Origin of the sequence: Paracoccus homiensis (genome assembly GCF_900111675.1) — a bacterium.
Taxonomy (GTDB): domain Bacteria; phylum Pseudomonadota; class Alphaproteobacteria; order Rhodobacterales; family Rhodobacteraceae; genus Paracoccus; species Paracoccus homiensis.
Window position 1 is genome coordinate 14831 of the sequence record NZ_FOHO01000002.1, and the last position, 25415, is coordinate 40245.

Consider the following 25415-nt stretch of genomic DNA (forward strand, 5'->3'; position numbering starts at 1 on the left):
GCTTTTATCCTTTCGGCGCCAGCAGCCTCAGCGCTGCGCGGATCAACGCGGCCGTCTGGGCGTCGGGTTCCCTGGCCTGAACCTCGGCCACCACGCTTGCCGCTTCGGATTGAGCGTATCCCAGATTGACCAGCGCCGACAGGGCGTCAGCCGCCGCGCGCGCCGAGACTATGCCACCGTCGGATGAGGGGTGCGCCTCGGTGCCGGCCATCGAGGCCGGCGCCGAGGCGGCGGCTTCGCCGGGCTCGATGCCCGGCGAAGCCGCACCCCCCGCATCGACCGTCAGATCGCCGCCAAGCGCCATGATCGACGGCCCCTTGTCCTTCAGTTCCAGAACGATCCGCTGTGCCAGCTTGGGGCCGACACCCTGCGCCTTGCGCACCGCCGACCAATCGCCAAGCGCAATGGCACGCGACAACCCGTCGGCGCCCAACGTCCCCAGAATGGCCAAAGAAACCTTGGCCCCCACCCCCTGCACGCTGGTCAGCAGCTTGTGCCATTCCTTTTCCAGCAAGCTCTGAAAGCCGAACAGCTGCAACAGATCCTCGCGCACCAGAAGATCGGTATACAAGGCCACCGCCTGACCCGCCGGCGGCAATCCGGCCGAGGTCCGTTCGCTGACATGAACGACATAGCCCACACCGCGCACGTCGATCAGCACGTGATCCCGCGCCCGGTGAAGAATGATTCCCGCGATCCGACCGATCATGCCGCACCCCTTCCCGTCGCCACGCGACGCCTGTTCTGTCCCTGCATGTGATGCGCGTGGCAAATCGCGATGGCCAGCGCATCCGCCGCGTCGGCCGAGGCGAACTGCACGCCGGGCAATTGCACCCGCACCATGTGCTGCACCTGTTCCTTGCCGGCATGGCCAACACCAACCACGGTCTTCTTGACCGCATTGGGGGCGTATTCCCCGACGCTCAGCCCCGCCTCGGCCGGCGCCAGCAGCGCGATCCCCCGCGCCTGTCCCAGCTTCAGCGTGCCGGTCGCGTCCTTGTTCACGAAGGTCTGTTCCACCGCGGCGGTATCCGGACCATGGGCCGCGATCACCTGCGACAGCCCGCGAAACAGGATCGACAATCGCGCCGCCAGCTCCCCGTCATTGCCCGACTGGATCACGCCATTGGCGACATGCCGCAGACGCGGGCCATCCACCTCGATGACGCCCCAGCCCATATTCCTCAGACCGGGATCGATTCCCAGAACCCGCATCGCTGCCCCTCTTGTCATTTTTCAAAGCGTTAGCACGAAAGGCGAACATCGCCTAGGGGGGACGCCTTGTCGCAGGGCATTCGCTTGACTTGCCGGTCCCGATTGGAAACACAAGAAGTAAAACCCAGAAACATGAACAACAGGATCGAGGCCCCATGTCGCCAGCACTGATCGCGCTATTGCCCTTTATCGGCGCGCTGTTGCCAGGTCTGCTGGTCCGGTCGGGGCGCAGCGTTGCCGCGACCGCCAGCGGCACGACCACGCTGATCGCCCTGCTGGGGTTGTTGCTGCACATCCCCGCCGTCATGCGCGGCGAGGAAATCGTGGCACGGTTCGAATGGCTTCCCCTGATCCAGCTGAACGCGAATTTCCGCATAGACGGGCTGGGCCTGCTGTTCGGGATCCTGATCCTGGGGATCGGCCTTCTGATCATCACCTATGCGCGGTTCTACCTGTCGCGCCAGGATTCGGTGGGCAAGTTCTACACCTATCTGATGCTGTTCCAGGGCGCGATGATGGGGATTGTCCTGTCCGACAACATCCTGTTGTTGCTGGTATTCTGGGAACTGACCTCGCTGTCGTCCTTCCTGTTGATCGGCTATTGGCGGCACCTGCCCGCAGGCCGTCAGGGCGCGCGGATGGCGCTGACCGTGACCGGCATGGGCGGGCTTGCGATGATCGCGGGGATGCTGATCCTGGGCCAGATCGCGGGCAGCTATGACATCAGCCAGATCCTGCAATCCAAGGACGCGATCCAGGCCAGCCCGCTTTACCTGCCTGCGCTGATCCTGATCCTGATCGGCGCCTTTACCAAATCGGCGCAGTTCCCGTTTCATTTCTGGCTGCCTCATGCGATGGCCGCCCCGACCCCGGTCAGCGCCTATCTGCACAGCGCGACGATGGTGAAGGCAGGGCTGTTCCTGTTGGCACGGCTGTGGCCGGTGCTGTCGGGCACGCCGGAATGGTTCTGGATCGTGGCGACGACCGGCCTGATCACCATGCTGCTGGGCGCGGCGATCGCGCTGTTCAAGGACGACCTCAAGGCGCTGCTGGCGTTTTCGACGGTCAGCCATCTGGGCCTGATCACCATGCTGCTGGGCTTTGGCACCGAAGAGGCCGCCATCGCCGCCGTGTTCCACATCATCAACCACGCGACCTTCAAGGCCGCGCTGTTCATGACCGCGGGCATCATCGACCACGAAACGGGCACGCGATCCATCGCGAGGCTGGGCGGGTTGCGCAAGCTGATGCCGGTGACATTCCTGATCGGGACCGTCGCAGCATTGTCCATGGCCGGCATCCCGCCGCTGAACGGGTTCCTGTCCAAGGAAATGATGCTGTACGAAGCCAGCCATCTGGATCAGGCGCGACAGCTGTTCATGGTCGTGGCGACGGTCGCGGCGCTGTTTTCTGTCGGGTACTCGCTGCGCTTCATCTTCCATGTCTTTACCGGGCCCGAGCGTGACGACTATCCCCACCACCCGCATGATCCGGGCTTCGGGATGTGGGCCGGTCCCGCACTTCTGGCGGTGCTGGTCGTGCTGATCGGGCTGTTTCCGAACACCATGGCGGGCTGGCTGGTCGATGCCTCGGCCACGGCGGTCACGCAGCACGCGGCGCATTCGCATATCTACCTGTGGCACGGCGTGAACGCGGCGCTGATCATGTCGATCATCGCCATCGCCGGCGGTGCGGCCCTGCTGGGCGGGCATCGCCCGCTGCTGGCCGCCTGGGACGCCGCCCCCCGACCCGAGGCCAAGTCGATCTTCGACGGGCTGCTGCTGGCCTGTGTCCGGGCCGGGCGCGGGCTGACAGACCGGCTGACCAACGGCTCGATGCCGCGCGCGCTGACCGGCTTTACCCTGGCCGCGTTGTTTGCCGGGTGCTACGCGTGGTATACGGGCGCGGCAGGCAAGGTCACGCGACCGATGCTGCCGATCGAGCCTGTGCCCTTCATCGGCTGGCTGCTGGTGATGACGGCGACGGGCTGCATGGTGTTTTTCCACCGGGTGCGCCTGCTGGCGCTGGTTCTGGTGGCAATCGTCGGCCTGATCACTTCGATGTTCTTCGCCTATTTCTCGGCCCCCGATCTGGCGCTGACCCAGATCTCGGTCGAGGTGGTGACGGTGATCCTGCTGCTGCTGGCGCTGAACTTCCTGCCAAAGCGGACGCTGACCGAAACATCGTCCTCGCGGCGGGGCTGGCATGCCTTCGTGGCAACGCTATCGGGCGTGGGCTTCGGGGCGCTGTGCTATGCCATCATGCGCCGCGACTTCGCCTTTGACCCAATCTCGGGCTACATGCTGCAAAACAGCTACAAGCTGGGTGGCGGCGACAATGTCGTCAACGTCATCCTGGTCGATTTCCGTGGCTATGACACGTTTGGCGAGATCACGGTGCTGGGCATCGCCGCCCTGGCCATCTTTGCGCTGACGCAGACGCTGTTGCAGGGCAATTCGGCGCGTCGGCTGCTGAACTGGAAGCACGATCAGGCCCGTGCGGGCGACCGCCATCCGCTGATGCTGGTGATCGCGACGCGGGTGCTGCTGCCGATTTCGCTGGTGGTGGGGATCTTCATCTTCCTGCGGGGCCACAACCAGCCGGGCGGCGGCTTCATCGCCGGTCTGGTCGTCGCGATCGCGCTGCTGATGCAGTACATGGCATCGGGCTATGCCTGGGCACAGACGCGCCAGACCATCCCCTATCACGCGCTGATCGGCGCGGGTGTGGTGGCCGCGGGCGTCACCGGTATCGGGGCCTGGTTCAACGACAAGCCGTTCCTGACCTCGGCCTTCGGCTATTTCAAGCTGCCCTTCCTCGAAGAGATCGAGCTGGCCACCGCCATGGGCTTTGACCTTGGGGTGTTCCTGTGTGTCGTGGGGGCGGTCATGCTGGCGCTGAATTCGCTGTCGCGGATCGCGCGCCGCGCGGGCGAGACCGTGAACGAGAAGCCGATGGATATCGATCTCAGCACCGAACAACAGAAAGGAGCCCTGTGATGGAGCTTCTGGTAGCGACCGCCATCGGCGCCTGCACCGCCGCCGGGATCTATCTGATCCTGCGCCTGCGGACCTTTGCCGTCGTGCTGGGCATGACCATGCTGACCTATGCGATCAACGCCTTCCTGTTCGTCAGCGGGCGTCTGGTGGTCAACAAGCCGCCGATCCTGCATGGTCATGGCGAGGTCCATCTTGCCGATTATACCGACCCGCTGCCGCAGGCCCTGGTTCTGACGGCCATCGTGATCAGCTTCGGCATGACTGCCGTGGTGGTGATGATGTCGCTTGGCGCCTTCATCGAAGGCGGCGATGACCGCATCAACATGCCCAAGGACGACCGCATCATGCCGCCCTTGAAGACCATCGACGACACCAAGCCCGAGGACGAGACCGCATGAACCACTGGCTAACCGCTCCGGTCCTCGTTCCCGCGCTTCTGGGTCCGCTGATGATCCTGTGGATGCGCCACGACCTGCTGCAACAGCGGGTCTTTGGCATCATCGGCAGCATTCTGACGCTGGGTGTCGCGCTGAAACTGAACGCGATGGCGATGGGGGGCGAGGTCATCGTCTATCGCCTCGGCAACTGGTCCGCGCCCTTCGGCATCGTGCTGATGCTGGATCGCCTGTCGGCGATGATGCTGCTGCTGACGGCGCTGCTGGCGCTGGTGGTGCAGCTTTACGGCATCGGTTCGGGCTGGGATCGCAAGGGCTGGCATTTCCATTCGCTGTGGATGTTCCAGGTCATGGGCCTGAACGGCGCCTTCCTGACCGGCGATGCCTTCAACCTGTTCGTCTTCTTCGAGGTGCTGCTGATCGCCAGCTATGGCCTGATGATCCACGGCGGCGGCCCGATGCGCCTGCGCGCGGGCGTGCAATACATCAACTACAATCTCGCCGGATCGGCGCTGTTTCTGGCCGCGCTTGGCACGCTGTATGCCGTGACCGGCACGCTGAACATGGCCGACATGGCCGAGCGCGTGGCGATGATGCCGACCGAGGATACCGCCCTGCTGCGCACCGGCGCGGTGCTGCTGCTGCTGGTCTTCGCGATCAAGGCCGCGATCTTTCCGCTGCATTTCTGGCTGCCCTCGACCTATGCCAACGCGCCCGGCCCGGTGGCCGCGCTGTTCGCGATCATGTCGAAGGTGGGCGTCTATGCGATCATCCGTTTCTTCACGCTGGTCTTTCCCAATGACTCGGTCGTCGAATCCATTGCGACCGACCTGATCCTGCCGGCTGCGCTGATCACCCTGACACTGGGTCAGATCGGGGTGCTGGGCACGCGCAGCCTGACGCGGCTTGCGGCCTATGCCTCGATCGCCTCGATCGGCACGCTGATGATCGTGATCGCGCGTTTTGACGGTCAGGGGCTGACGGCGGGCCTGTATTACCTGATCCATTCGACCCTTGCGGGGGCGGCGCTGTTTCTGGTGGTCGACCTGATCGCGGCGCGGCGCGGAGGTGATTTCTGGCTGCGCCTGCGGCCGGCGATCCTGAATACCGGGCTGATCTCGGCGCTGTTCTTCGCCACCGCCATCGCGGTCGCGGGCCTGCCGCCCCTGTCGGGCTTTTTCGGCAAGCTGATGATCCTGAACGCCACGCAGGACGATCCGTGGATGGCGACCATCTGGACCGTCATTCTGGCAACCTCGCTGATCGCGATCATCGGTTTCGCGCGCGCGGGGTCGATCCTGTTCTGGAAATCGCACGAAATGGACCCCGAGCCGGGCAATGATACCGATGAGGGCGAACGCCCCCGCCGTGGCCCGATCCCGACCAAGCTGGAAACAGACGAGCCGATTCAGGATGTCGGGGACAGCGCCTCGCCCGCGCTGGCCTTCGTGGCGACGGGCACGCTGTTGGCGGGATCGGTGGCGCTGACGCTGTTTGCCGGGCCGATCACGTCCTATCTGCAACAGACGGCCGATCAGTTGACCCAACCCGAACTGTATTACGAATCCGTGCTGCGCCAGCAGGAGGGCTCGCGATGATCCGCCGCATATTTCCCCATCCCTATCTGTCGGCCCTGCTGGTCCTGATCTGGATGTTGCTGGTCAACCGGTTCGCCTGGGGGTCGCTGGTCTTTGCCGTCATCCTCAGCATCGCGATCCCGGCCCTGACCGAACCGTACTGGCCCGATCGCGCCAGACTGCGCAATCCGCTGAAGATCCTGACCTATTTCCTGCTGGTCATCTGGGATATCGTGGTCGCCAACATCCAGGTCGCGCTGATCGTGCTATTCAAGCCGAACCGCAAGCTGCAACCGGCCTGGATCACCGTGCCGCTTGACCTGCGCTCGCCCGAGGCGATCACGGTGCTGGCCGGAACCATCACGCTGACGCCCGGAACGGTCAGTTCGGACCTGTCGCAGGACGGGCATGCCCTGCTGGTCCATTGCCTGCACGCGCCGGACCCCGAATCCATCATCAGCGACATCAAGTCCCGTTACGAAGCCCGCCTGAAGGAGATTTTCGAATGATCGACTATGCGCTTTGGTTCGCCTTCGGCTGTTTCGGCATCGGTCAGCTGTTCTGTCTGTATCGGGTGGTGATCGCACCGGGGGTCAGTGACCGCGTGCTGGCGCTGGACACGATGACGATCAACCTGATCGCGCTGATCGCGCTGTTCGGGATCCTGCATGACACCACCATGTATTTCGAGATCATGATGCTGTTGGCGATGGTCGGCTTCATCTCGACGGTGGCCTATGCCAAGTTCATCCTGCGCGGCGACGTGATCGAGTAAGGGGACGGATATGGAATTCTTCGCAGAGATCCTGATCTCGGTTCTGCTCGTCTGTGGCGGCATCTTCGGGCTGGTCGGGTCCTTCGGGCTGGTCAAGCTGCCAGACCAGATGACGCGGCTGCATGCCCCGACCAAGGCGGCGACGCTGGGGGTCGGCGGCGTACTGATGGCCTCGATGGCGTGGTTCGCCTTTTTCGGCGACCAGCCCAGCTGGCACGAATTGCTGATCACGCTGTTCCTGTTCATGACCGCCCCAATCACCGGGCTGATGCTGGCCAAGGCGCATATGCATCTCAGCTGGCATCCCGATGAACTGCCCCATTGCGGGCGCGACCATGACTGGGCCACCTATGGCAACTCGGCCGATCGCAGCCTGCTGGATGCCCGCGACGAGGCAGGCAGCCAGCGCGATCACCACGAATGATCCGGGACAGGGGCTCCGCCCTGCCCCGGCTGATCCCATGCCCGGTCAGGCGGTAAAGCTGTCGGTATCGGTCAGCGTCGCATAGGCAAAGCCAAGCGCCGACATCAGCGCCGCATGAACCTGCGCTGCGGGCACCGTCACGCCATCATGTTCCAGATCACGGGTGGCGCAGGCGTCCTGAACCACCGTCGTGTCATAGCCGAAATCGCTGGCCGCGCGGGTGGTGGCGTCGATGCACATATGGCTCATGGCGCCGACGATCACGACCTCGGTGATCCCGTCGGCATCCAGCACCTGTTTCAGATCGGTGTTCAGGAACGCGTTGGGATGGTTCTTCACGATCACCGTCTCGTCCGATTGCGGGGCGACGGTCGGGTTGATCCCGACCCCGTCGGAATCGGGTGTGAAGAACGGCGCGTCCTGACTGGGAAAGACGTGCTGGATATGGATCACCCGGTCGCCCTTGGCGCGGGCGCTGTCGATCACCCGCGCGGCATTTCCCGCGGCGGTTTCGATGCCGACCAGTTCATATTTTCCGCCGGGGAAATAGTCGTTCTGGATATCGACGACGACGATGGCGCGTTTGCTCATGGCTTCACCCTTACAGTTGCGATGCGTGAAAATTCATCGGCGGGATCGACAGGTACAATCCCAAGGCCCTATTCCTCGACCACCTCCAACACGCCGGGCACCGCGCGCAGCGCCTGACGGGCGGGCGTGGTCAGGGGCGCGTCATTGGCGACCTCGATCTCGATCAGTTCGTCGCCCTCGCGGATGCGCAGCAGGACCGGCCCGCGCGACCGCGATGAGACGGTGATCTCGGTCTGGATGCGGCCCAGAACCTCGGCCAGTCGCGGGATCGTGTCGGCGCCCTGCATCTCGACGGCCAGACAACCCGCGCCCGCATCGGCGACGGCATCGTCCAGCCGCGCGACGGAATTGGCCAGCATCTTGACCTGATCGCCCGAAGGTTCGACCTTGACCTGCAACACGACATTTTCGCCCGGTTCCAGCCGGTCGCGGGCCGCGTTCAGCAGGTCGCTGAACACGGTCACCTCGTAAAGGCCGGTCGGATCGGACAGGCTGACAAAGGCGTATTGCGTGCCCTTGGCCGATTTCCGTTCCATCCGCGCCGCCACCGTCCCCGCGATCGAGGTGACCAGCGGCCCACCCGCCGCATCGGCGCTGATTTCGGCCAGCGTCTGCACCTTCTTGCGCTTCAGCGCGGGCAGGTAATCATCCAGCGGATGCCCCGAGAGATAGAAGCCGACGGCCTTGTGTTCCTCGCCCAGCTTTTCGGCGGGCAGCCAGACCTGCGCCAGCGCGGGGCGCGGCGGTGGCAGATCCTCGCCCCCGCCAAACAGCGATGTCTGGGCCGAGGCCGCCTGTTCCTGCACCGCAGCCGACCACGCCACCAGCCCGTCCAGCGATTTCAGCACCCTTGCGCGGTTGTCGTCCAGCAGGTCGAACGCCCCGGCACGCGCCAGCATTTCCAGGGGCCGCTTGCCGACGCGCTTCATGTCGACGCGGCGGGCGAAATCGTTGATATCGCGGAAGGGCTGATCGCCGCGCGCCTCGTGGATCAGGCGCATCGCCTCTAGCCCGACGCCCTTCAGCGCCCCAAGCGCGTAATGGATGCGGCCATCCTTCACCGTGAAGCTGGGGGCCGAGCGGTTGACGCAGGGGGGCACGATCTCGATCCCCATGCGGTCGCATTCGCGTTTATAGACGGCCAACTTGTCGGTCAGATGGATATCGCAATTCATCACCGCGGCCATGAATTCGACCGGGTGGTTCGCCTTCAGCCATGCCGTCTGATAGCTGACCACGGCATAGGCAGCGGCGTGGGATTTGTTGAAGCCGTAATTGGCGAATTTCTCCAGCAGGTCAAAGACCTCGCCGGCCTTCTTTTCGGACACGCCGTTCTCGACGCTGCCCTTGATGAATTTCGGGCGTTCCTTGGCCATCTCGGCGGCGATCTTCTTGCCCATCGCGCGGCGCAGCAGGTCGGCGCCGCCAAGGCTGTAGCCCGCCATGACCTGCGCGATCTGCATCACCTGTTCCTGATAGACGATGATGCCCTGCGTTTCGGCAAGGATATGGTCGATGCTGGGGTGGATCGATTCCAGTTCGCGCGCGCCGTTCTTCACGTCGCAATAGGTCGGGATATTCTCCATCGGGCCGGGACGGTACAGCGCGACCAGTGCCACGATATCCTCGATGCAGGTCGGGCGCATACGCCGCAGCGCGTCCATCATGCCGCTGGATTCCACCTGGAACACCGCGACCGTTCGGGCGCTGGCGAACAGGTCATAGCTGGCCTTGTCGTCCAGCGGGATCGCGTTGATCTGGTTCACCGCACCCTCGGGCGGCTGGTACAGTTTGCGCCCGTCGGCAGCGACATGCAGGGGCCGCCCGCCGCCATTGATCAGATCGACGGCGTTCTGGATGACGGTCAGCGTCTTGAGGCCCAGAAAGTCGAATTTGACCAGACCGGCCTGTTCGACCCATTTCATGTTGAACTGGGTCGCGGGCATGTCGGATGCCGGATCGCGATACAGCGGCACCAGCCGGTCCAGCGGGCGGTCCCCGATCACCACCCCGGCCGCATGGGTCGAGGCGTTGCGATACAGCCCCTCGATCTTTTCGGCGTAATCCAGCAGGCGGCCGACGACCTCTTCCTTGGCGGCCTCGCGCAGGCGGGGTTCGTCGGCGCGGGCCTTGGTGATGCTGACGGGTTTCACGCCCTCGACCGGGATCATCTTGGACAGCCGGTCCACCTGCCCGAATGGCAGTTGCAGCACCCGTCCCACATCGCGCACCGCGGCCTTGGACAGCAGGGCGCCGAAGGTGATGATCTGGCCGACCTTGTCCTTGCCATATTTTTCCTGAACGTATCGGATCACCTCTTCGCGGCGGTCCATGCAGAAGTCGATGTCGAAATCCGGCATGCTGACGCGTTCGGGGTTCAAAAAGCGTTCGAACAGCAGGCTGTAGCGCAGCGGATCCAGATCGGTGATGGTCAGCGCATAGGCCACAAGGCTGCCCGCGCCCGACCCCCGCCCCGGCCCGACCGGGATGTCATGTTCCTTGGCCCAGCCGATGAAATCGGCCACGATCAGGAAATAGCCGGGAAAGCCCATCTGTTCGATGATGCCCAGTTCGAAATCCAGCCGCTTCTGATAATCCTCGACGCTGACCGCGTGGGGGATCACCTTCAGACGGGCCTGCAACCCCTCATTGGCCTGGCGGCGCAGCTCGGCCACCTCGTCATCGGCGAATTTGGGCAGGATCGGCGCGTGCTTGGCAACCGCAAAGGCACAGCGCCGGGCGATCTCGACGGTGTTATCCAGCGCCTCGGGCAGGTCCGCGAACAGCACGGCCATTTCTTCGGGCGATTTGAAGTAATGCTGCGGGGTCAGACGCCGACGCGGCTGCGACTGATCGACATAGGCCTTTTCGGCGATACAGATCAGCGCGTCATGCGCCTCGTAAAGATCCGGCTTGGGGAAATAGACATCATTGGTCGCGACCAACGGCAATTCCTGCGCATAGGCCAGTTCGATCAACCCGGCCTCGGACAGGGCCTCGGGTTCGGGCAGCTTGCCGTTTTCGCCCGGATGGCGCTGCAATTCGACGTAAAGCCGCGTCGGGAACGCCTTGGCAAGCCGATCGGCCAGCAGCGCGGCCTTGTCCTTCTGTCCCTGCGCGATCAACTGGCCCAACGGTCCCTGCGCACCGCCCGTCAGACAGATCAGCCCCTCGGACCTTTCGCACAGCTCATCCAGGGTGACATGCGGCAGGTCCGGCCCGTCGCGCATGTAAAGGCAGGTCGACAGCGACATCAGGTTCAGCCAGCCCTGCTGATCCTGCGCCAGCAGGACGATGGGGCCGGTCACGTCGGCCTGCAGGGTGACCTGACAGCCGATGATCGGCTGCACCCCCTTGTCCATCGCCTTCACGCTGAATTCCAGCGCCGCGAACATGGCGTTGGTATCGGTCAGCGCGACCGCGGGCATGCCCGCATCGGCGGCAAGCGCCGGCAATTTGCCTACGGGAATCGCACCTTCCAGCAAGGAATGCTCGGAATGTGTGCGCAGATGGATGAATCGGGGGGATTTCGTCGCCATGGCCGCAAGGTTATCGCAGCCTGACCAAACAGCGCAATTGCCCAAACGCCAAACGTCACGCTATGGAGGTCAGGGTTTTGACCGGAGGGACAAATTTGACGAAGGCTGCGGTGTTCCGGGCGGAAGGGATCGGCAAGTCCTATCCGGGCGTGCGCGCCAATGACGATGTCAGCTTTTCGGTCGGCAGCGGGCGGATCCACGCGCTGCTGGGCGAAAACGGTGCCGGCAAATCGACATTGGTCAAGATGATCTACGGCCTTGTCCGCCCCGATGACGGACGGATGCTGCTGAACGGCCAGCCGCATGACCCCTCGGACCCGCGTGCGGCGCGTGCGGCGGGCGTGGCGATGGTGTTTCAGCATTTCAGCCTGTTCGATGCCCTGACCGTCGCCGAGAACATCGCGCTTGGCATGGAAAATCCGCCTCCGCGCCGCGAATTGGCCGAAAGGATCAGGAAGGTCAGCCATGATTTCGGCCTGCCCCTGAACCCCGCGCGCCGCGTCGTCACCCTGTCCGCCGGTGAGCGTCAGCGGGTCGAGATCATCCGCTGCCTGTTGCAGGACCCGCGGCTTCTGATCATGGACGAACCGACCAGCGTCCTGACCCCGCAAGAGGCCGACCTGCTGTTCGCGACCCTGCGCAAACTGGCCGATCAGGGCACCGCGATCCTGTATATCAGCCACAAGCTGGACGAGATCCGCACCCATTGCGACAGCGCCACGATCCTGCGTCACGGCAAGGTCGTTGACAGTTGCAACCCGCGCGACCACTCGGCCCGCGAACTGGCGGCGATGATGGTCGGCGGCGAAATGCGCGTGATCGACCGCAGCGGCCGGAATGCGGGCGATGTGCTGCTGCGCCTGTCGAACCTGTCGCTGCCCGCCCCCACGGCCGAGGGTACGGCGCTGAAAAATATTGCGCTGACGCTGCACGCTGGCGAAATTCTAGGCATCGGCGGCGTTGCGGGCAACGGGCAGGAAGAACTGCTGGCCGCCCTGTCGGGCGAACTGCGCAGCGCACCCGGCACCGTGGTGCTGGAAGGTGACGATCTGGGCGGCGCGGGCCCCGAAACACGCCGCAAGGCCGGTCTGCTGGCCGCGCCCGAAGACCGTCTGGGCCATGCCGCCGTGCCGGATTTCAGCCTGACCGAAAACACCCTGCTGACCGCCGGGCCGCGCAAGGGTCTGGTCCGCAACGGCCTGATCGACAATGCCGCCGCCCGCCGCTTTGCGCAGGATGTGATCCGCGAATTCGACGTGCGCACCCCCGGCCCCCATACCGCCGCCCGTGCCCTGTCGGGCGGCAACCTGCAGAAATTCGTCATCGGCCGCGAGGTGATGCAGGCCCCGCGCGTGCTGGTCGTGAACCAGCCGACATGGGGCGTCGATGCCGGGGCCGCCGCCGCCGTGCGCCAATCGCTGCTGGATCTGGCACGATCCGGCGCGGGCGTGATCGTCATCTCTCAGGATCTGGACGAATTGATCGAACTTTCCGACCGCTTCTGCGCCCTGAACGAAGGCCGCCTGTCCGACCCGCGCCCGACCGAGGGGCTGACTCTGGATGAAATCGGCCTGATGCTGGGCGGCGCACATGGCATGGAGGTGGCGCAGATATGATCCGTCTGGTTCCCCGTGCCGAGGCCTCGGCCGCATGGCAATTCGCGACCCCGCTGCTGGCGGTTCTGGCCACGATGCTGACCGGCGGATTGCTGTTCGCGGTGATGGGCTATGATCCGGTCGCGGCCATCCGCACAATTTTCTGGGATCCGCTGTTCGGCATGGCCTCCAGCTATTCGCGGCCGCAATTGTTGGTCAAGGCAGCGCCGCTGATCCTGATCGCCTCGGGATTGGCGATCGGGTTTCGCGCCGGCATCTGGAATATCGGCGCCGAGGGACAATACATCATCGGCGGCATCACCGGCGCCGCCGTCGCACTTGCCGCCTACCCGTCCGAGGGGATGTGGATCTTTCCCGCCATGGTCATAGCGGGAGCGATGGGTGGATGGGCCTGGGGCATGATCCCCGCCTTGCTGCGCAACTGGTTCGGCGCATCCGAAATACTTGTGTCGCTGATGCTGGTCTATGTGGCCGAACGGGTCGCGGCGTGGATGGCCTTCGGGCCGATGAAGAACCCCGAGGGCTTTGGCTTTCCGGGGTCGCGCAACCTGCAACAATATCCTGCTGCGGCGAATCCCGAACTGATTGCCGGGACCGGCGCGCATTGGGGCGTCGTGGCCGCCGCGGCCGCCGTTCTGGTGACGTGGTTCCTGATGAGCCGCCACATCCGCGGATTTCACATCCGCGCCGCCGGGCTGGCCCCCCGCGCCGCCCGCTTTGCCGGCGTGCGTCCCGGAACCCTTGTCGCCTTTTGCCTTGGCCTGTCGGGGGCCTTTGCCGGCATGGCGGGCCTGTTCGAAGTCGCGGGCCCGGCAGGCCAGATCACCGACAGCTTCGGATCTGGCTATGGCTTTACCGCGATCATCGTGGCCTTTCTGGGGCGCCTGAACCCGGTCGGCATCCTGCTGGCGGGGCTGCTGCTGGCCCTGACCTATATCGGGGGCGAGCTGGCCCAGCTGACCCTGCAACTGCCCGCCGCCACGGTTCAGGTCTTTCAGGGGATGCTGCTGTTCTTCCTGCTGGGTTTCGACCTGCTGACCCGGTTCCGCATCGCAAGAAGGATCACGGCATGATCGATCCACTGTCCGTTTTCCTGCTGCTACTGGCCGCCGCCACGCCGATCCTGTTCGCCGCGCTTGGCGAACTGATCGTGGAACGCGCGGGCGTGCTGAATCTGGGCGTCGAGGGGATGATGATCACCGGCGCCCTTGCCGGGTTTGCCGCCGCTCATGCGACCGGAAGCCCGATCATCGGCTTTGTCGCCGCCGCCATCGCCGGCGCGGCGACCGCGATGATCTTCGCGGCCCTGACCCAGTTCCTGCTGGCCAATCAGGTCGCCTCGGGGCTTGCCCTGACGCTGTTCGGGCTTGGCCTTGCGGCGCTGTTCGGCAAACCGCTTGAGGGGATCAAGGCGCCGCCCATGACCCCCGGCCCGTTCCGCGTCAACTGGATCGTCTGGCTGGGCCTGCTGATGGTGCCGGTCGTCTGGTGGTTCCTGAACCGCACCCGCCCCGGCTTGATCCTGCGCGGCGTCGGCGAAAACCACGATGCCGCCCACGCGCTTGGCTATTCGGTGCGCGGCGTCCGCATCGCGGCCATCGGTTTCGGCGGCGCGATGGCCGGGATTGGCGGGGCCTTCATCTCGATCGCGACGGTCCTGCAATGGACCGAAGGGATGACCGCCGGCGCAGGCTGGATCGCATTGGCCATCGTGGTCTTTTCCAACTGGTCCGCACCTGGCGTTCTGGCCGGGGCCTGGCTGTTTGGCGGCGTCACCGTGCTGCAGCTGCGCCTGCAGGCGGCCGGGGTCGATGTGCCGGTGCAACTGCTGTCGATGGCGCCCTACCTGGCGACGATCTTCGTGCTGGTGCTGATCTCGGCCCGGCAGAAATACAGCCGCCGCGCGGGCGGCACCGCGCCCGGTTCGCTGGGGCAGAATTTCCACGCCCTGCGCTAGACGCCGGGCACCAACAGAGAGGGAAACATGAACCGCAGAGATCTTATCGCAAGTGTCGCCGCCATGACCGTCAGTCTGGCCGCCCCAGCCTTTGCACAGGATGAGCCGCTGAAAGTCGGTTTCATCTATGTCGGTCCGGTGGGCGATGGCGGCTGGACCTATCAGCACGATCTGGGCCGTCAGGCGATCGAGGCGGAATATGGCGACAAGGTGGAAACCACCTTCATCGAAAGCGTCCCCGAAGGCGCCGATGCCGAACGCGCCCTGACCCAGCTGGCACTGGCCGGCAACAAGCTGATCTTCGCGACCAGCTTCGGCTTCATGGACCCGGTGATGAATGTCGCCGCAAAATTCCCCGACGTGAAATTCGAACACGCCACCGGCTACAAGCGCGCCGACAACGTCGCCACCTATGACGCACGATTCTACGAAGGCCGCGCGGTGATGGGCACGATCGCGGGCCACATGACCGAATCGAACAAGATCGGCTACATCGGCTCCTTCCCGATCCCCGAGGTCATTCAGGGCATCAACAGCTCGTTCATCCACGCCAGGAAGGTGAACCCGGATGTCGAGATGAAGATCGTCTGGGCCTATAGCTGGTTCGATCCCGCCAAAGAGGCAGACGCCGCGTCCGCCCTGCTGGCAGAAGGTGTCGATGTGATCCTGCAGCACACCGACTCGACCGCGCCATTGGCCAAGGCACAAGAGGCCGGTGCCATCGGCTTCGGGCAGGCATCGGACATGTCGAACTTCGCACCCAGCCCGCGCGTTTCGTCGATCATCGACAACTGGGCCCCCTATTACGTTCAGCGTGTCGGCGCGGTTCTGGACGGCACCTGGGAATCCAAGGCGACATGGGCCGGTATCAACGAGGGCGAAGTCGAGATCGGTGAGATCACCGATGCCGTGCCCGCTGATGTGAAGGATGCGGCGCTGGCCCTGAAAGACCAGATCGCCTCGGGCGAGTATCACCCGTTCACCGGTCCGCTGAACAAAGCCGATGGCAGCGTCTGGCTGGCTGACGGCCAGACCGCGACAGACGAGGAACTGTCCGGCATGAACTTCTATGTCGAAGGCATCGACGCCGAGATCCCGCAATAAGCGACAGAAAAAGGATGGGGGCGCTGCCCCCCGGTCCTGCGGACCTCCCCCCGGGATATTTTGACCAAGGCAAAAAACATGACGCCCCGCTTCCAAAAGGAAACGGGGCGCTTTGCCTTGGACGGTCATCGGCGTCCCCGCCTGTACCGTAAGGTCATTGCTACACGCGAATCATGAATAAGGGCTTAATACAGATTGCCTTGGTCCAAATATCCTGCGGGGGAGTCGCGCGCGCAGCGCGTGACGGGGGCGCAAAGCCCCCTGCCACCGTTGCCGAAATCGTTCAGGCCGCGGGCATCCGCGACTCGACCATGCCTGCATACCAACTGGACCCCGCGGGGATCGCCTCGTCGTTGAAATCATAGGCGGGATGGTGGACCATCGCGGTATCGCCATTGCCTACCCAGATATAGGCGCCCGGCCGTTCGTTCAGCATATAGCTGAAATCCTCGCCTCCCATCATCGGGACCATGTCCATGTCGACCCGGTCGGAAATGGCGCGGGCTACAGCCGCAGCCCATTCGGTCGCTTCTGTGTCGTTCGAGGTGACAGGATAGCCGCGCTGGTAATCGACCGCCGCGGTCGCGCCCATGGCCGCCGCGATATTGGTGGCGACGCGGGTGATCCCCTCTTCCAGCTGGGCGCGAACCTCGGCGTCAAGGCTGCGGGCGGTGCCCTTCAGCTTGACCACCTGCGGGATCACGTTATGCGCCGTCGAATCCGTCGAAACCACGCAGACCGAGATCACCGCATTCTGCAGCGGATCGACATTGCGCGCGACCACCGACTGCAGCGCGACGATGATCTGGGCCGCCGCCAGGGTCGTGTCGATACATTCATGCGGCTTGGCCGCGTGGCCGCCCTTGCCGGTGACGGTGATGTCGAACTGATCGGCCGCCGCCATCATCGCACCGGGTTTGATCGCAAAGCTGCCCACCGGCATGCCGGGCATGTTGTGCATCCCGTAAAATTCCTGAATGCCCCAGCGATCGACCAAGCCGTCCTTGACCATGGCATCGCCACCGGCGCCGCCCTCTTCGGCGGGCTGAAAGATCATGATGGCCGTGCCGTCGAAATTCCGTGTTTCCGCCAGATATTTCGCCGCACCCAACAGCATCGCGGTGTGCCCGTCATGTCCGCAGGCATGCATCTTGCCCGGCGTCTTCGAGGCATATTCGGCCCCGGTCTGTTCATGGATCGGCAAGGCGTCCATATCGGCACGCAGGCCGATCACGCGCCCCTTGCTGTCGGTCTTGCCACGGATCACCGCCACGACGCCGGTTCGGCCCACACCCTCGGTCACCTCATCGCATCCGAACTCTCGCAACAATTCGGCCACACGGCCCGCTGTCCGGTGGACATCGTAAAGAAGCTCTGGGTGTTCGTGGAAATCCCGTCGCCAGGCAGTGATTTCGGGCAGCAGTTCGGCAAAGCGGTTCTTGATCGGCATGATGATCTCCTTCCCGGGAAGGATGGTCAGTTTGTGCAGGCTGTGCAAGCCGCAGCTGCCATGAGGCGGCCCGCTTTCGGCCCGCGTGTCAGGAATGTGTCACCGGGTCGATCAGCACGCGATGGCCCGGTGCGACCTGTCGATAGACAGACGGGCGGGCCACGTGATCGACCGGGTGGATAGGCGAGGGGATCGGGCGGAAATTCAGATCCTTGCTGATCTTGCGCTGACGGGGGTCGGCGACGGGCACTGCCGACATCAGCTGGCGGGTATAGCTGTGCTGCGGGTTCTCGAACACCTGCTGGCGGGTCCCGATCTCGACGATGCGGCCCAGATACATCACGCCGACATGGTGGCTGACACGTTCGACCACGGCCATGTCGTGGCTGATGAACAGCATCGAGATACCCATGTCCTGCTGCAGTTCCATCAGCAGGTTCAGGACCTGCGCCTGAACGCTGACATCCAGCGCGCTGACGGCCTCGTCCGCGACGATCAGCTTGGGGTTCAGGGCCAACGCACGGGCGATGGCGATGCGCTGACGCTGGCCGCCGGACATTTCATGTGGATAACGGCGCATGAAACTGCGCGGCAGTTCGACCCTGTCGAACAGCTGCGCGATGCGGTCCTGCCGCTCGCCGCGATTGCCGATGCCGTAATTCTGCATCGGCTCGGCCACCTGATCATACAGTTTCATATGCGGATCGAGGCTGGCGAAGGGATCCTGAAAGATCATCTGCATATCGCGACGCGCCTTGCGCAGACCCGATTGCGACAGGGCCAGAACATCGGTGCCATCAAGGCTGACATGCCCCGATTGCGGATCGACCAGCCGCAGGATCGACCGGCCACAGGTCGATTTGCCGCAGCCCGATTCTCCGACCAGCGACATGGTTTCACCGGCGTTGATGGTAAAGCTGACATCCTCGACCGCGTGGACATTGGCCACGGTGCGGCGCAGCAGCCCCCCCTTGACGGCAAAGCGGGTGATCAGGTTTTCGACCTTCAACAGCGGCTTGGGATCGGCGACGATGATCGGTTCGGGGGCGCCGACGCTGCCGTCGCGCATCAGGCGCAGCCTTTCGGGCGCGGGCTTTCCGGTCATCTCGCCCAGCCGTGGCACGGCGGCCAGCAACATCTTGGTATAGTCTTCGCGCGGTTCCTCGAAAATCTGTTCGACCGGGCCTTCCTCGACCTTGTCGCCGCGATACATCACGACAACGCGATCGGCCATCTGCGCCACGACCGCCATGTCATGGGTGATGAACAGAACGGCAATCTGCTTTTCGCGCTTCAACCGGTCGATCAGGGCCAGAATCTCGGCCTGGATGGTGACGTCCAGCGCGGTGGTCGGTTCGTCGCAGATCAGCAGGCGCGGCTCGCAGGCCATGGCGATGGCAATGACCACGCGTTGCCGCATGCCCCCCGACAATTCATGCGGATACTGGTCCATGCGCCGTTCGGGTTCAGGGATGCGGACCTGTTTCAAGATCTCCAGCGCGCGGGCGCGGGCGGCCTTCTTGTCCAGGCCGCGATGGGCGATCAATCCCTCGGTCAGCTGATCCCCGACGGTAAAGACCGGGTTCAGTGCGGTCATCGGTTCCTGAAAGATCATGCCGATCTGGTTGCCGCGAATGTCCCGCATCGCGGGTGTCGATTGCTGCGCCAGATCGATGGGCGCGCCATTGCCCGGATCGAACATCAACCGCCCCTTTGCGATGTCGCCGCCGCCGAATTCCACCAGCCGCATCAGAGAAAGCGAACTGACCGATTTGCCGGACCCGGATTCGCCCACGACGCAAACGCATTCACCGGGTTTGATGTCAAAGCTGATATCCTTGACGCCCACCACCACGCCGTCATGCGTCGGGAATTCGACCCGCAGATTCTGTATGGAAACAAGGGGGTTCTGGTCCAGCATCGCGACGGCTCCGACAGGGGGCATTCCGGGCAGGCTAGCGGCGGGTCTGCAAAAGTCAAAGTGGAAAGCAGTGTCACGCAAGCGTGTAATAAAGCTTGCTTTCCAAATTGGCATGGACTGAAATCGACCCATTCCGCAGGGACGACGGGACAGGCCACCCCGCACAAAGACGGGAGACGGGATGACGAACAAGAAGCCGCGAAAGGCTTGGGATCACCACCCCATCACAGTCCTGCGGGTCCAGACACCCAACAGGAGCAAGCGATGAAACTGAAAACCTTGTTGATGAGCGCGGCGGCCACAATGACGCTTGCGCCCGCGGCGATGGCCGAACGAGGTGCCGATGGGCAGGTCAATGTCATCATGTGGCAGGCCCCCTCGACCATGAACCTGTATCTGTCCAGCGGGACCAAGGACATCATTGCCGCCAGCATGGCGTTGGAGCCTCTTGCCAGCTTTACCCCCGATGGCACGCTGGCCCCGCGTCTGGCGACCGAACTGCCGTCCCTGGAAAATGGCGGCATCTCGGAAGATCTGAAAACGGTCACATGGAAGCTGAAGGAAGGCATCAAATGGTCGGACGGCACCGATCTGACCGCCGATGATGTCGTGTTCACCGCCAATTACTGCATGCATCCCGAAGGCGGCTGCGCACAGCTGGCGAAATTCGAGGGGGTCGAAAGCGTCGAGGCGGTCGATCCGCTGACCGTGAAGGTCACGTTCACCGAACCGCATCCTGACCCGTTCTCGGCCTTTGTCGGCGGGCAATCCCCGATCCTGCAAAAGGCGCAGTTCGAACAATGCATCGGCGCGGCGGCCCCGACCTGCACCGAACAGAATTTCAACCCGATCGGCACCGGGCCGTTCAGGGTGGTCGAGTTCAAGACCAATGACGTCATCACCTTCGAGGCCAATCCCGAATACCGCGAGGCCGACAAGCCGTCTTTCGCGACCCTGACCATGAAGGGCGGCGGCGATGCGGCGGCGGCGGCGCGGTCGGTTCTGGAAACCGGCGAATTCGATTATGCCTGGAATACCCAGCTGGCCCCCGAAGTGCTGGCCGGGATGGAAGCGAATGGAAAAGGCCATGTCCAGGCCGCCTTCGGCAGCCTTGTGGAACGTCTGCATATCAACCTGACCGACCCGTCCTCGTCCCTGCCCGAGGGCGAACGCTCGACCACGCAGCACCCGCATCCGTTTCTGACCGACGCGGCGGTGCGCAAGGCGCTGTCCATGGCCATCGACCGCGAATTGCTGACCGAAATCGGCTACGGCCAGGCCGGCAAACCGACCTGCAATCTGGTTCCCGCACCTGCGGCCTGGGCTTCGGACAATACCGAATGCCTGACCCAGGACATCGAGGGGGCCAAGGCGCTGCTGGACGAAGCAGGCTGGGTGCCGGGCGGCGACGGCGTGCGTGAAAAGGACGGCGTGCGGCTGTCGATAGTCTATCAGACCTCGGTCAACGCGGTGCGTCAGGACTTTCAGGCGCTGATCAAGCAGTGGTGGTCGGAAATTGGGGTGGAAACCGAACTGAAGACCGTCGATGCCTCGGTCTTCTTCGGCAGCGACGCGGGCTCGCCCGACACGTTGCAGAAATTCTATGCCGATGTCGAAATGTACGCCAACAACTTCGAGGGCAACAACCCCGAGCCCTATCTGGCCAAGAACACCTGCGACAAGGCCCCCGGCCCCGACAATCAGTGGCAGGGCGAAAACACCAGCCGTTTCTGCGATCCGGCCTATGACGAACTGGTCGCCGAGCTGGGCAAGACCGTCGATCTGGAAGCCCGCGGCAAGCTGGGTCAGCAGATGAACGACCTGATCACCAAGGACAGCAACGCGATCATCCCGCTGGTCTATCGCGGCACCGCCTCGGCCGTCAGCGACACCCTTGGCGGGGTCGAACTGAACGCCTGGGACACCGAATTGTGGAACGTCGCCGACTGGTATCGCAAGACGGAATGATCTGACCCCGACCCTGCCCCCGCCCGCAATCCGGGCGGGGGCATCTGATGACGACAGAAGACGGACCTGGACTTGATGAAGACTGCGCTTATCTCGGCACTTGCGATCATGACGGCGGCCCCCGCCCTGGCCGAACGGGGGGCGGATGGCGATCTGCGTGTCCTTTACTGGCAGGCCGCGTCGGTCCTGAACCCCTATCTGTCAACCAGCGCCAAGGATGTCGAACCGGCTTCGCTGGTGCTGGAACCCCTGGCCATCGTCGCGGCGGACGGATCCTATCAGACCGTGTTGGCCGAAGAGATCCCCAGCATCGAAAATGGCGGTATCGCCGCTGATTACAGCGCGGTCACCTGGCGCCTGAAGCCCGGTCTGACCTGGTCCGATGGCAGCCCGGTCACCGCCGAGGACGTGAAATTCACCGCCGATTACTGCATGGCGCCCGGCTTTGGCTGCGCGGTTCTGGCCGAGTTCGAGGGCATTTCCAAGGTCGAGGTCATCGACGACCTGACCGTACGGCTCAGCTTTGATCAGCCCAGGTTTCAACCGCTTCAAGCCTTTCTGGGTCAGCGCACCCCGATCCTGCAAAAGGCACAGTTTCAGGACTGCCTGGGCGCGGCGGGCGCCAGTTGCAGCGCCCAGAATTTCGGCCCCATCGGCACCGGCCCATTCCGCGTGACGCAGTTCAATCCCGGCGACGTGGTCCAGTTCGACGCGAACCCGAATTACCGCGATGCCGCCAAGCCCGCCTTTGCCCGCGTCACCATCAAGGGGGGCGGCGATGCCATGGCCGCCGCGCGGGCCGTTCTGGAAACCGGCGAGGTCGATTTCGCCTGGAACCTGCAACTGCCCCCAGAGGCGATCGCCCAGATGGAAAGCGCGGGCAAGGGTCAGGTCTATACCGCCTTCGGCACGATGGTCGAACGGATCGAGCTGAACCAGACCGATCCCTCGGCCGATCTGCCTGCCGAGGAACGCGCCACCAGCGCCCACCCGCATCCCTTCCTGTCCGATCCGGCGGTGCGCAAGGCGCTGTCCATGGCGATCGACCGCCCGATCATCGCGGAACTGGCCTATGGCCCCGCGGGTCAGCCGACCTGCACCATCACGCCCACCCCGCAGGAATATGTCACCGATGATGACAGCTGCCTGACCCAGGATATCGCCGGGGCCAAGGCGCTGCTGGATCAGGCGGGCTGGGTGCCCGGTGGCGACGGCGTGCGCGAAAAGGACGGCGTGCGCCTGCAGGTCCTGTTCCAGACCAGCGTGAACTCGGTCCGGCAAGACGTGCAATCTCTGGTCAAGCAATGGTGGTCAGAGATCGGCGTCGCGACCGACCTGAAAACCGTCGAGGGGTCGTCCTTCTTTGGCGGCGACCCGGAAAACCCCGACTCGCTGGCGCGGTTTCTGGCGGATGTGCAGATGTATACCGATGCCTATTACCAACCCGATCCCGCGTCGTTCCTGAACGAATTCACCTGCGCCTCGATCCCGCGCCCCGACACGCAGTGGCAGGGCAGCAATTCGCCCCGCTTCTGCGATCCGGTCTATGATGAACGGATGGACCTGCTGCACCAGACAGCCGCCTCGGCCGACCGTCAGCAATTCGCGCGCGAGATGGTCGCGATGATCACGACCGAAGGCCATGTCATGTTGCCGCTGATCCATCGCGGCATGGTCCTGGCCCGCGCCAACAGCCTGCAGGGCACCGCCCCCAACGGATGGGAAGGATCGCTTTGGAACATCGCAGATTGGTCACGGGCCAAGTAACCCCGCCTTATCGGAGCCGCCGATGCTGACATTCACCATCCGCCGACTTCTGCTGGCGATCCCGACCCTGATTTTCATCTCTCTGGTGATTTTCCTGCTGCTCGAGGCATCGCCCGGCGACCCCTTGGGCGACGTGCCGCTGACAGTGCCCCCCGAGGTCAAGGAAAAGATGCGCGAGGCGCTGGGGCTGGGGCAGGCCTGGTACATCCGCTATGTGCTGTGGCTGAAACAGTTCTTCTGGGTCGAACCGCTGTACTGGTTCGATCAGGCCTTCGGAACCGGCTTCAGCGACGGCATGCAGCGCATCATCAGCTTTCAGTCGCGCAGCCCGGTCTTCGACGTGATCGCGCAGCGCGTGCCGCAGACGCTGATCGTGGTCGGCATGTCCTATCTGGTCGGGGTGATGATCGCGATTCCGATCGGCATCCTGTCGGCCTACAAGCAATATTCCTGGTTCGACCAGCTGGGCACCTTCGTGTCGATGATCGGCTTCTCGATGCCGACCTTCTTTACCGGCGTCGTCCTGATCATCATCTTCGGGGTCAAGCTGCAATGGTTCCCCTCGGTCTATGACACCACATTGGAGGTGCGCGACTGGGACAGCTTTCTGGCGCAGGTGCGGCAGATGGTGATGCCTGTGGCGGTGCTGGCACTGTATAATGCCGCGCAGATCAGCCGTTTCATGCGCGCTTCGATGCTGGACAATCTGGGACAGGATTACGTGCGCACCGCTCGTGCCAAGGGCCTGGGCGAACGAACCGTGGTGCTGAAACATGTGCTGCGCAACAGCCTGATCCCGGTGGTCACGGTGATCGCACTTGGCCTGCCCACGGTCTTTGGCGGTGCGATCATCACCGAACAGGTGTTCAAGGTGAACGGGCTGGGCCAATTGCTGATCAGCGCCATCCACGCCAATGACATCCCGATGGTGCTGACCCTGACCTTCATCTTCGCGATCCTGATCGTGACCTTCACCCTGATCGCCGACATTCTCTATGGCGTTCTGGACCCAAGGATCCGCTATGACTGAGACCGACCGCCAGCGCGCCCTGAACACCGCGGAACTGATCGACGAAACAGCCGCGGCCGCCCCCGTCACATCGGAACTGCCGCCCGAGGACCCGGTTCAGTCAGGTGCCCCACCCCGCAGCCAGTGGCGCGATATCTGGCGCCAGTTCCGCAGCCACCGGGGCGCGATGATCGCGCTGATCCTGTTCGTGTCGATCCTGCTGTTCGTGTCGGTCGGTCCGCTGATCTGGACAGTGGATCCGACCTATGTCGACATCCGCGCGCGCAATTCGGGCTTTACCCCGGCGCATCCCTTCGGCACCGATCAGCTGGGCCGCGACATTCTCGCACGCCTCATGGCGGGGGGGCGCGTGTCGATCGCCGTTGGGCTGACGGCGATGCTGATCGCGATCTTTCTGGGCAGCCTGATCGGAGTTCTGTCCGGCTATTTCCGCCGTCTTGACGCGCCACTGATGCGCCTGACCGAGCTTTTTCTGGCCCTGCCCCTGCTGCCCTTGCTGCTGCTGATGGTCACGCTGTTCCGGGAACCCCTGTCGCAAAGCTTCGGGCCCGCGATGGGGATCTTCATCCTGATCGTCTCGGCCATCGGCGCGACCAGCTGGATGCAATCGGCCCGGATCGTCCGCGGCGATGTCTTGGGCCTGAAGGAACGCGAATTCATCCTGGCCGCCAAATCCATCGGCACCCCGCCCACCCGCATGATCTTGCGCCACGTGCTGCCAAATGTGCTGTCCCCCATCATGGTCGCGGCAACGCTTGGCATCGCCACGGCGATCATCACCGAAAGCGCACTCAGCTTTCTGGGGTTGGGCTTTCCACCCGATTTCCCAACCTGGGGTCGATTGCTGTTCGACGCAGTCGATCAGATGGTCCTTTACCCCAGCAGGGTGATCTTGCCGGGCATCTTCATTTCGATGACGGTGCTTTGCGTGAACTATATCGGCGACGGGCTGCGCGATGCGATGGATCCGCGCATCAGGGGCAGATGAGGGGGCGCCGCCCCCGTCCCTGCGGGACTCCCCCGGGATATTTTTGGCACAGAAGATGGGCATCTCTTGTGCCGAAATATCCTCGGGGGTGAACTGACC

20 protein-coding genes are annotated in these 25415 nt (G+C 63.8%); 14 read left to right on the top strand and 6 right to left on the bottom strand.

The window, feature by feature from the left end; genetic code table 11:
* Positions 1-4: 4 nt before the first annotated feature.
* A complete protein-coding gene (gene ruvA / locus BMX67_RS02365; protein ID WP_090732244.1) occupies positions 5-709 on the bottom strand; it encodes a Holliday junction branch migration protein RuvA in 705 nt (234 codons plus the stop codon).
* Positions 706-1215, bottom strand: coding sequence for a crossover junction endodeoxyribonuclease RuvC (gene ruvC / locus BMX67_RS02370; protein ID WP_090732246.1), 510 nt, complete (start codon positions 1213-1215; stop codon positions 706-708). Before ruvC ends, ruvA begins: the two co-directional genes overlap by 4 nt.
* A gap of 155 nt (positions 1216-1370) precedes the next feature.
* Between ruvC and BMX67_RS02375 the strand changes: the two genes are divergently transcribed.
* The 6 genes from BMX67_RS02375 to BMX67_RS02400 are packed head-to-tail and all read left to right on the top strand — an operon-like array spanning position 1371 to position 7385.
* The gene (locus BMX67_RS02375) at positions 1371-4214 is read left to right on the top strand and encodes a monovalent cation/H+ antiporter subunit A (protein ID WP_090732247.1); all 2844 of its coding nucleotides are present in this window, start codon (positions 1371-1373) and stop codon (positions 4212-4214) included.
* A complete protein-coding gene (locus BMX67_RS02380; RefSeq protein WP_090732248.1) occupies positions 4214-4612 on the top strand; it encodes a Na+/H+ antiporter subunit C in 399 nt (132 codons plus the stop codon). The genes BMX67_RS02375 and BMX67_RS02380 overlap by 1 nt, the downstream gene beginning before the upstream one ends.
* The gene (locus BMX67_RS02385; protein WP_090732250.1) at positions 4609-6207 is read left to right on the top strand and encodes a monovalent cation/H+ antiporter subunit D; all 1599 of its coding nucleotides are present in this window, start codon (positions 4609-4611) and stop codon (positions 6205-6207) included. The genes BMX67_RS02380 and BMX67_RS02385 overlap by 4 nt, the downstream gene beginning before the upstream one ends.
* Complete coding sequence (locus BMX67_RS02390) at positions 6204-6695, top strand: Na+/H+ antiporter subunit E (protein ID WP_090732251.1); 492 nt, start codon at positions 6204-6206, stop codon at positions 6693-6695. The genes BMX67_RS02385 and BMX67_RS02390 overlap by 4 nt, the downstream gene beginning before the upstream one ends.
* Positions 6692-6961 carry a K+/H+ antiporter subunit F gene (locus BMX67_RS02395; RefSeq protein ID WP_090732253.1) on the top strand — a complete coding sequence of 90 codons (270 nt, stop codon included), beginning with the start codon at positions 6692-6694 and terminating at the stop codon, positions 6959-6961. The genes BMX67_RS02390 and BMX67_RS02395 overlap by 4 nt, the downstream gene beginning before the upstream one ends.
* Before the next feature lie 10 nt (positions 6962-6971).
* A complete protein-coding gene (locus BMX67_RS02400; RefSeq protein ID WP_090732254.1) occupies positions 6972-7385 on the top strand; it encodes a Na+/H+ antiporter subunit G in 414 nt (137 codons plus the stop codon).
* A 45-nt stretch (positions 7386-7430) separates the two neighbouring features.
* Here the strand turns inward: BMX67_RS02400 and BMX67_RS02405 are convergent, their stop codons facing one another.
* Together BMX67_RS02405 and dnaE are read right to left on the bottom strand one after the other, a co-directional pair.
* A complete protein-coding gene (locus BMX67_RS02405) occupies positions 7431-7976 on the bottom strand; it encodes a cysteine hydrolase family protein (RefSeq protein ID WP_090732255.1) in 546 nt (181 codons plus the stop codon).
* A gap of 68 nt (positions 7977-8044) precedes the next feature.
* Complete coding sequence (gene dnaE, locus BMX67_RS02410) at positions 8045-11515, bottom strand: DNA polymerase III subunit alpha (RefSeq protein WP_090732257.1); 3471 nt, start codon at positions 11513-11515, stop codon at positions 8045-8047.
* Positions 11516-11577: 62 nt separating this feature from the next.
* Between dnaE and BMX67_RS02415 the strand changes: the two genes are divergently transcribed.
* From BMX67_RS02415 to BMX67_RS02430, 4 genes are read left to right on the top strand one after another with little or no spacing between them, the layout of a single operon-like run.
* Positions 11578-13131 carry an ABC transporter ATP-binding protein gene (locus BMX67_RS02415; protein WP_090732258.1) on the top strand — a complete coding sequence of 518 codons (1554 nt, stop codon included), beginning with the start codon at positions 11578-11580 and terminating at the stop codon, positions 13129-13131.
* Complete coding sequence (locus BMX67_RS02420; RefSeq protein ID WP_090732260.1) at positions 13128-14204, top strand: ABC transporter permease; 1077 nt, start codon at positions 13128-13130, stop codon at positions 14202-14204. Before BMX67_RS02415 ends, BMX67_RS02420 begins: the two co-directional genes overlap by 4 nt.
* Positions 14201-15088, top strand: coding sequence for an ABC transporter permease (locus BMX67_RS02425; protein ID WP_090732261.1), 888 nt, complete (start codon positions 14201-14203; stop codon positions 15086-15088). Before BMX67_RS02420 ends, BMX67_RS02425 begins: the two co-directional genes overlap by 4 nt.
* A 27-nt stretch (positions 15089-15115) precedes the next feature.
* Entirely contained in the window at positions 15116-16192 is a 1077-nt protein-coding gene (locus BMX67_RS02430) for a BMP family ABC transporter substrate-binding protein (protein WP_090732262.1), read from the top strand.
* Between the two features lie 283 nt (positions 16193-16475).
* Here the strand turns inward: BMX67_RS02430 and BMX67_RS02435 are convergent, their stop codons facing one another.
* Entirely contained in the window at positions 16476-17642 is a 1167-nt protein-coding gene (locus BMX67_RS02435) for a M20 aminoacylase family protein (RefSeq protein WP_090732840.1), read from the bottom strand.
* An 88-nt stretch (positions 17643-17730) separates the two neighbouring features.
* The gene (locus BMX67_RS02440; protein WP_090732264.1) at positions 17731-19563 is read right to left on the bottom strand and encodes an ABC transporter ATP-binding protein; all 1833 of its coding nucleotides are present in this window, start codon (positions 19561-19563) and stop codon (positions 17731-17733) included.
* 264 nt (positions 19564-19827) lie between these two features.
* Here BMX67_RS02440 and BMX67_RS02445 point away from each other — a divergent pair, with 264 nt between their 5' ends.
* The 4 genes from BMX67_RS02445 (at position 19828) to BMX67_RS02460 (ending at position 25316) form a co-directional block, all read left to right on the top strand.
* Positions 19828-21531: a peptide ABC transporter substrate-binding protein gene (locus BMX67_RS02445; RefSeq protein WP_090732265.1), complete on the top strand. Its 1704-nt coding sequence runs from the start codon at positions 19828-19830 to the stop codon at positions 21529-21531.
* Positions 21532-21606: 75 nt separating this feature from the next.
* On the top strand, positions 21607-23298 hold the full coding sequence (locus BMX67_RS02450) for a peptide ABC transporter substrate-binding protein (RefSeq protein WP_090732266.1): 1692 nt from the start codon (positions 21607-21609) through the stop codon (positions 23296-23298).
* Between the two features lie 22 nt (positions 23299-23320).
* On the top strand, positions 23321-24328 hold the full coding sequence (locus tag BMX67_RS02455) for an ABC transporter permease (RefSeq protein WP_090732268.1): 1008 nt from the start codon (positions 23321-23323) through the stop codon (positions 24326-24328).
* Positions 24321-25316 (top strand): ABC transporter permease, encoded by a 996-nt coding sequence (locus BMX67_RS02460; RefSeq protein WP_090732270.1) that lies wholly within the window; start codon positions 24321-24323, stop codon positions 25314-25316. The genes BMX67_RS02455 and BMX67_RS02460 overlap by 8 nt, the downstream gene beginning before the upstream one ends.
* Positions 25317-25415 lie beyond the last annotated feature (99 nt).

Excerpts from the sequence above, each read along its gene's own strand:
- ruvA (WP_090732244.1), bottom strand. The coding sequence starts at position 709 with ATGATCGGTCGGATCGCGGGAATCATTCTTCACCGGGCGCGGGATCAC.
- ruvC (WP_090732246.1), bottom strand. The coding sequence starts at position 1,215 with ATGCGGGTTCTGGGAATCGATCCCGGTCTGAGGAATATGGGCTGGGGC.
- BMX67_RS02375 (WP_090732247.1), top strand. The coding sequence starts at position 1,371 with ATGTCGCCAGCACTGATCGCGCTATTGCCCTTTATCGGCGCGCTGTTG.
- BMX67_RS02380 (WP_090732248.1), top strand. The coding sequence starts at position 4,214 with ATGGAGCTTCTGGTAGCGACCGCCATCGGCGCCTGCACCGCCGCCGGG.
- BMX67_RS02385 (WP_090732250.1), top strand. The coding sequence starts at position 4,609 with ATGAACCACTGGCTAACCGCTCCGGTCCTCGTTCCCGCGCTTCTGGGT.
- BMX67_RS02390 (WP_090732251.1), top strand. The coding sequence starts at position 6,204 with ATGATCCGCCGCATATTTCCCCATCCCTATCTGTCGGCCCTGCTGGTC.
- BMX67_RS02395 (WP_090732253.1), top strand. The coding sequence starts at position 6,692 with ATGATCGACTATGCGCTTTGGTTCGCCTTCGGCTGTTTCGGCATCGGT.
- BMX67_RS02400 (WP_090732254.1), top strand. The coding sequence starts at position 6,972 with ATGGAATTCTTCGCAGAGATCCTGATCTCGGTTCTGCTCGTCTGTGGC.
- BMX67_RS02405 (WP_090732255.1), bottom strand. The coding sequence starts at position 7,976 with ATGAGCAAACGCGCCATCGTCGTCGTCGATATCCAGAACGACTATTTC.
- dnaE (WP_090732257.1), bottom strand. The coding sequence starts at position 11,515 with ATGGCGACGAAATCCCCCCGATTCATCCATCTGCGCACACATTCCGAG.
- BMX67_RS02415 (WP_090732258.1), top strand. The coding sequence starts at position 11,578 with ATGGAGGTCAGGGTTTTGACCGGAGGGACAAATTTGACGAAGGCTGCG.
- BMX67_RS02420 (WP_090732260.1), top strand. The coding sequence starts at position 13,128 with ATGATCCGTCTGGTTCCCCGTGCCGAGGCCTCGGCCGCATGGCAATTC.
- BMX67_RS02425 (WP_090732261.1), top strand. The coding sequence starts at position 14,201 with ATGATCGATCCACTGTCCGTTTTCCTGCTGCTACTGGCCGCCGCCACG.
- BMX67_RS02430 (WP_090732262.1), top strand. The coding sequence starts at position 15,116 with ATGAACCGCAGAGATCTTATCGCAAGTGTCGCCGCCATGACCGTCAGT.
- BMX67_RS02435 (WP_090732840.1), bottom strand. The coding sequence starts at position 17,642 with ATGCCGATCAAGAACCGCTTTGCCGAACTGCTGCCCGAAATCACTGCC.
- BMX67_RS02440 (WP_090732264.1), bottom strand. The coding sequence starts at position 19,563 with ATGCTGGACCAGAACCCCCTTGTTTCCATACAGAATCTGCGGGTCGAA.
- BMX67_RS02445 (WP_090732265.1), top strand. The coding sequence starts at position 19,828 with ATGAAACTGAAAACCTTGTTGATGAGCGCGGCGGCCACAATGACGCTT.
- BMX67_RS02450 (WP_090732266.1), top strand. The coding sequence starts at position 21,607 with ATGAAGACTGCGCTTATCTCGGCACTTGCGATCATGACGGCGGCCCCC.
- BMX67_RS02455 (WP_090732268.1), top strand. The coding sequence starts at position 23,321 with ATGCTGACATTCACCATCCGCCGACTTCTGCTGGCGATCCCGACCCTG.
- BMX67_RS02460 (WP_090732270.1), top strand. The coding sequence starts at position 24,321 with ATGACTGAGACCGACCGCCAGCGCGCCCTGAACACCGCGGAACTGATC.